This is a genomic window from Hyphomicrobiales bacterium, assembly GCA_016125495.1.
Taxonomy (GTDB): domain Bacteria; phylum Pseudomonadota; class Alphaproteobacteria; order Rhizobiales; family RI-29; genus RI-29.
In genome coordinates this window covers 154,408-160,770 of the sequence record WGLQ01000015.1, presented here as the reverse complement: position 1 = coordinate 160,770, position 6,363 = coordinate 154,408, and the positions used below count along the sequence as shown (strand labels likewise).

Genomic DNA, 6,363 nt, shown 5'->3' with positions numbered 1-6,363 from the left:
TTGGCACCTCGATGTCGGCTCATCACATCCTGGGGCTGGAGCAGGTCCCAAGGGTTCGGCTGTTCGCCGATTAAAGTGGTACGTGAGCTGGGTTTAGAACGTCGTGAGACAGTTCGGTCCCTATCTGCCGTGGGTGTCGGAGAGTTGAGAGGATCTGCCCCTAGTACGAGAGGACCGGGGTGGACGCACCACTGGTGGACCTGTTGTCGCGCCAGCGGCACAGCAGGGTAGCTATGTGCGGACGGGATAACCGCTGAAGGCATCTAAGCGGGAAACCCCCCTCAAAACAAGCTCTCCCTTGAGAGTCGTGGAAGACCACCACGTCGATAGGCTGGGTGTGAAAGCATGGTAACATGTGAAGCTAACCAGTACTAATAGCTCGAACGGCTTGATCATTCTCATTAAGCAATGCTCACGATGGCCATCGCCGTCGTGTGTAAGACCAGAAGGCGCGGGTGTTAGGCAAACCCCGTGTGATAAATCGACGGTATGGGCTCCGTCTGCCTGGTGACTATGGCGGAGTGGCTGCACCCGATCCCATCCCGAACTCGGCCGTGAAATGCTCCAGCGCTGATGGTACTGCAGGAATGCCTGCGGGAGAGTAGGTCGTTGCCAGGCATACCGAGCCCATGACGTCGATCATATCGTTTCTCCTCTTCGAATTCGAAAAACCGCTCCTCACCACGAGGGGCGGTTTTTTGTTGCGTCATCCTGAACGACGTTCAGGATGACGCATTGCCGAAGTGGCTCTTTGGCGGCCGCGTCGGTCTGGCAAGGTCAATGACAGGCGCACCCCGTCGCACAATTGATTGAAGGCTGCGCCGCGACGGCTCGCGCCGTGGTCGTGACCCGAATTCTTCGCACTTTGGATTTTTGCCTGCGCGGTGTCCGGTTCACCAGCTCTCGGTAACATGGTCACGTGAGGCGATACGTGCTGGGCGGTTCCGGATGACGTTTGACACTGGCATGCGATCGTGTGCTGGTGACGTTGACCTTTTCGCTTTTACCTCCCGAAGCTGGCGTCCGACCCGGGCACGGGCACGGGCGCTCGCATCGGTGATCGCAACGTGATCCCAAGACGTTCGATCTCGAGCCGCGTCGTCGGGTCCGCCTATGAAATGCGCAGCACTGGCGGAGTGCGACAGCGCACACCGCCCGGCTTTGGCCCAGTCATTCGCTTCGGTACGGTATTCGCCATGTCTGCGGCACCCGCGCTTCTCGATGGAGCAATCGTCCTCGCGTGGTATTTCTCGGAGAGGCCGATCGGTCGAATTGGTGACGATGGATCGACCATCGCTGTACACGCCCTGGCGATCTGCGCTTACGAGCGCTCGGAAACCATCTATCGCTTTGCGTGTGGTCGCGACTGGGACGTGCTGCAGGACAGTGACCACGAATCGCTCGAGGAGGCCCGGCAGTCCGCCCTGCGACTTTACGGTGTTCCGCTCGATGCTTGGCGCTCCGACCGGTGATCCGGCGCCCTGCCCCGACCCGGCCCGCACCCGACCGCGACGCATCCGACTTCGACCTGAATTCGGCCATCGTGCGAACGGCTATGATGCGCGCGCGGCATCACGAGCGGATTGGAACGAGGTTGGGCCTGTCATGAAATGGAGCGCACGGTGGTCGGCCATTCCCGGCCTTTGCCTCGCGGTCACGACCGCTCTTGTGGGCGTTGCCGGCGCCGAAAGTTGCCCCGGCCGGCGTGGCGGTGACGAAAAGGTCGTCGGCGGCCGCGATGCCCGGCTCGACCATTGGCCCGCGCTCGTCGCCTTTCGCACGAACCGCCCCTCGGATGGAGCCGTTGCTTATTTCTGCGGCGGTTCGCTGATCGCACCGGGCTGGATCGTATCGGCGGCCCACTGTTTCGAGGGGATCACCGAGCGCGACGGCGCCTGGCGCGATGGCGATGGCGCGGTGGTGGAGGCGGTCGGCGGCGTGGTGGACCTGCGATCCGTCGCGCCCGACCAGGTCCGCCGCATCGAGCGCATCATCGTCCACGAAGGTTATCGCGAGGGGCTCGTCTCGCACCACGGCAACGACATCGCCCTGATCCGGCTCGAGTCGGCGCCGGGCCAAACGCCGGCGACACTCTCGCTCCATCCCACCAGCGACCCCGTTGCGGCCGACGACCCCCGCGGCTATGTCGCCGGCTTCGGTGTCACCGCACACGACCCCTCCGGCGGCAACTACACGAGCCACCCCCACCGCGACGGAACCCAATTCTGGGCCGGTTCTCCGGTGCTGCTCGAAGCGCCGCTGCCACTGGTCTCTGGTGATCGCTGTGCGGCCGCCTATCCTGGGTTCGCGATCGGTCCCGGCCAGATCTGCGCGGGGCTCGAGCAGGGTGGTCGCGACAGCTGCCAGGGCGATAGCGGCGGCCCGCTGATGGCGCTCGACGCCAGCGGCTGCCCGTTCCAGGTCGGCATCGTCAGTTGGGGGGCGGGCTGCGCCTTGGCCGGCCGCTACGGCGTCTACACCCGCGTCTCCCACTTCGCGCCCTGGATCGCGCGGCATGTCGGCGGCCTCGTCGCGCAATCCGCCGGGCGCGGCCACGGCGCGGCCTCCGTCGGGCAGATCCTGGGCGACCTCGACGCGCTGCTCGCGTCCGCCCGCGACCGTGCACGGCTCGCCATCGTCGGGCGCCGGCCGATCCGGATCGGTGACGAGATCGCCTTCGAGATCGCAACCGACATCGCGGGCCGTCTCATTCTCATCGACATCAATGCAGAGGGAACGGTCCTCCAGCTCTTTCCGAACCAGTTCGACCGGCCGGAGACGGTCGGCGCGCTCGCGGCGGGCGAGACCATCCGCATCCCCGGCCCGGCCTACGGCACCGATTTCTTCGAGGCCGCCGAGCCGACCGGCAAGGGCCATCTCGTCGCCATCGTGGTACCGGAGGATTTTCCCATCGGCCTCAGCGTCGGCGATCCGGCAACGCTCGCCAAGGGCTTCGTGCCGCGCCAGCGCACGAGCTATTTCATGAACCTGCTGGCCCAGATCAAGGCCTGGTTCGAGGCCCGTTCGGGCGCCTCCGGAGAAGCGGTCAAAGCCTGGGGCTATGCCGTCGTCGAATACGAGATCGTCGCGCGCTGAGGGAGGCAGGCGGTTCGCGGGGCCGATTGATCGAACGGCGTGCGGCCGCTATCGTTGTTCAGTTGCTCGTGCGGGTTGGAGGCGATGCGGTCGATTCTGGTGCGCTTCCTGCTCACTCTGGCGGTCGCCATCTTCGGCGCGGCACCGGCGCGTGCCGAGGCGAGCGGCCCACGTTTCGCTCTCTTGATCGCCAATCAGGACTACCAGCCGGGCGTCGGCGCGCTGCGCAATCCGCACAACGACATCCGGATCGTCGGCGAGGCCCTGCGCAAGGTCGGCTTCGAGGTGCTCGAACCGGTGCGCGACGGCACGCGCGTAACGATCCTCCTCGCGGTCAACGATTTTGCCGCGCGTCTTGCCGCGGCCGGGCCGAATGCAACGGGCTTCCTCTATTATTCGGGCCACGGCATCGCTTCGGACGGCGAGAACTACATCATCCCGACCGACGTCCCCGAGCCCTCGACCCGGCTGTTGCGTGTGTCGGGCGTCAGGCAGAGCGAAATCCTCGACATCCTGCGCACCGAGGCGCCACGGGCAGCGCACTATCTGGTGCTCGATGCCTGCCGCAACGAACTGCGGGGCGATCGCGGCGGTAAGGGCTTCCTGCCGGTGCAGCAGCGCTCGGGCGCGCTCATCGCATTTGCTGCCGCACCGGGCAGGACCGCTTCGGACCGGGGCGATGGCAGCGGCCCCTATGCCGCCGCGCTCGCGGCCGAACTGGTGGTGCCGGGCCAGTCGGACCTCATCATGTTCCACAATGTGCGCCTGCGCGTGCTCGATGCGACCGGCAACGACCAGGAGCCCTGGACCCTCGACGGCATCCGCCGGCGCGAGCGATTGCAATTCGCCGGGCGTGCCGAGGCGGCTCCGGCGGGGTTGCCCAACGGGAGCGAGGCCGAGCGGCTCTGGCAGACCCATGCCATCGAGACGACCACCGATCGCGGCCTGATCGAGGCCTATATCGCCCAGTTCGAAGGCCCGGCCCCGCTCTGGGCCTACCGCGCGAGGCAGCGCCTCGCGGCTCTCGAAGCACCGGCGGCGCCAGCACCGGCGGCGCCAGCGCCTTCGGCCGGGACGCCGGCGCAACCGGCTCCGTCGGCGCCATCCGAGCCCGCCGGCCCGCAGGGGCGCGAGCTGGCGCTGGCGGTGCAGCGCGAATTGGCCCGTCTCGGCTGCCGGCCCGGTGAGCCGGATGGCCTCTGGGGACCGGCGAGCGCCGGGGCTCTGGCGCGCTGGCGCGAGCACGCGCGCGTTGCCGAGGTGGGCAGCGGAGGCGGGCCGAGCCTTGCCCTGCTGCGCCAGCTGGAAGGGCAGACCGGAACCGTCTGCCCCGCCGAGCGCTATCAGCCGGGCGAGACGTTTCGCGATTGCCCCGACTGCCCCCTGATGGTGGTCGTTCCGGCGGGGAGTTTCATGATGGGCTCTCCCGAGAGCGAGGAGGGACGCAACGCCGACGAAGGCCCGCAGCGTCGGGTTACGCTTCGCCAGCCGTTCGCGGTGGGTAAGTTCGAGGTGACGTTCGCGCAGTGGGACGCGTGCGTCGCGGCCAAGGGCTGCAAACACAAACCCAGCGACGAGAACTGGGGACGCGGCCAGCGGCCGGTGATGAACGTCTCGTGGGACGACATCGAGAACGAATATCTTCCCTGGCTCAACAGGACGCTGGGGCTCTCGGGGGGCGGGGCCTACCGGCTGCTGAGCGAAGCCGAGTGGGAATATGCGGCGCGCGGTGGCACGACGACACCGTTCTCGTTCGGCGCGACGATTTCGACCGATCAGGCGAATTACGACGGCAACTATACCTACGGCTCCGGCCGCAAGGGAGCCTATCGCGAGAAAACCGTCGAGGTCGGCAGCTTTCCCGGCAACGCCTTCGGCCTCCACGACATGCACGGCAACGTCTGGGAGTGGGTCGAGGATCCCTGGCACGAAAACTACAACGGCGCCCCGACGGACGGCTCGGCCTGGACGAAGGATGGCGATACAAGCCTCCGTGTGGTCCGCGGCGGTTCCTGGAACTACCTTCCGGGGGTCCTGCGCTCCGCCAACCGCCTCAGGAACGGGCCGGACAACCGGAACAGCCTCTTCGGCTTCCGGGTGGCTCGGTCGTTGTCGCGGTAGTTCTGCCCAGGACGCTTTTACCTCCTGCTTCTTTTCCTCCTTACGTCTCGGAGCCATCGACTTGCGCCATGGTTTTTTATATCCGACTCGCGTGCGTCTGTGAATCCCTCCTCGCCGAAGGCGAGTCGCAGAAAAAAGGAATTTTCGACGCGCCCCGGATACGGCCCCCTACATGCACGCCACACCCTCACGATCCCCGGATGCGGCGCGGCATGCAATGACGCGCTGCTGATCCGGGGTCGCAGTGAAGGGAGCACAACGCGGGCGGTCCCGGGTCTGCGGCGCACGGCTGCGCCCTGCACCGCGCCCGGGAGCCGTGATGTCACGATCCCCGATGCGGCGCACCACCCTCACGATCCCCGGATGCGGCGCGGCAGGCACTGACGCGCTGCTGATCCGGGGTCGCCATGAAGGGAGCATAACGAGGGCGGTCCCGGTTCTGCGGCGCACGGCTGCGCCCTGCACCGCGCCCGGGAGCCGTGAGAGCGGACAGCCACTCCACGTGCCCCGGAAAGGCGCAGCCTTGTCCGGGGCCCAGGGCCACGGGCGCCGCACCCTCCAGTCGAACGGCCCTTCGGCCTTCCCTCCTGGGTCCCGGATGTGCGGCGGGCTTTGCCCGCCTGCTCCGGGACGCGTGAATTGCGATCCCCGGATGCGGCGCGGCATGCAATGACGCGCTGCTGATCCGGGGTCGCGGGGAAGGGAGCAGAACGAGGGCGGTCCCGGATCAGCACAGCGGCATTGCGCTACGCTCCACGCCGCAGTGCATCCGGGAGCCGTGGTGTGACGATCCCCGACGCGGTGCGCTACCCTCACGATCCCCGGATGCTGCGCGGCATGCAATGACGCGCTGCTGGTCCGGGGTCGCCATGAAGGGAGCAGAACGAACCCGGTCCCGGATCAGCACAGCGGCATTGCGCTGCGCTCCACGCCGCAGTGCGTCCGGGAGCCGTGAGTTACGATCCCCGAATGCGGTGCGCTACCCTCACGACCCCCGGATGCGGTGCGGCTCCGATCACGATCCCCGGATGCGGTGCAGCACGTGAGTGGTGCTCCGCTGGTCCGGGGTCGCCATGAAGGGGGCGCCAAACGCCGCCGGCCGCCATCGCTCGACCCGATTGCGCTGCGGCCGGCTGCCGCGATATG

The 6,363-nt window shown here is 67.2% G+C and carries 3 protein-coding genes and 2 rRNA genes; all 5 read left to right on the top strand.

All coding sequences use genetic code 11. From position 1 onward, the window contains the following. Window positions 1-403: ribosomal RNA gene (locus GC150_12985) — 23S ribosomal RNA — on the top strand; the annotation flags it as partial. Between the two features lie 100 nt (window positions 404-503). After that, a 5S ribosomal RNA gene (gene rrf, locus GC150_12980) occupies window positions 504-618 on the top strand. Between the two features lie 578 nt (window positions 619-1,196). Then, a complete protein-coding gene (locus GC150_12975; protein MBI1385815.1) occupies window positions 1,197-1,472 on the top strand; it encodes a hypothetical protein in 276 nt (91 codons plus the stop codon). Then, entirely contained in the window at window positions 1,450-3,096 is a 1,647-nt protein-coding gene (locus GC150_12970; protein MBI1385814.1) for a trypsin-like serine protease, read from the top strand. Before GC150_12975 ends, GC150_12970 begins: the two co-directional genes overlap by 23 nt. Window positions 3,097-3,180: 84 nt before the next feature. After that, window positions 3,181-5,217: an SUMF1/EgtB/PvdO family nonheme iron enzyme gene (locus tag GC150_12965; GenBank protein ID MBI1385813.1), complete on the top strand. Its 2,037-nt coding sequence runs from the start codon at window positions 3,181-3,183 to the stop codon at window positions 5,215-5,217. Window positions 5,218-6,363: the final 1,146 nt, after the last annotated feature.

Excerpts from the sequence above, each read along its gene's own strand:
- GC150_12975 (MBI1385815.1), top strand. The coding sequence starts at position 1,197 with ATGTCTGCGGCACCCGCGCTTCTCGATGGAGCAATCGTCCTCGCGTGG.
- GC150_12970 (MBI1385814.1), top strand. The coding sequence starts at position 1,450 with ATGCTTGGCGCTCCGACCGGTGATCCGGCGCCCTGCCCCGACCCGGCC.
- GC150_12965 (MBI1385813.1), top strand. The coding sequence starts at position 3,181 with ATGCGGTCGATTCTGGTGCGCTTCCTGCTCACTCTGGCGGTCGCCATC.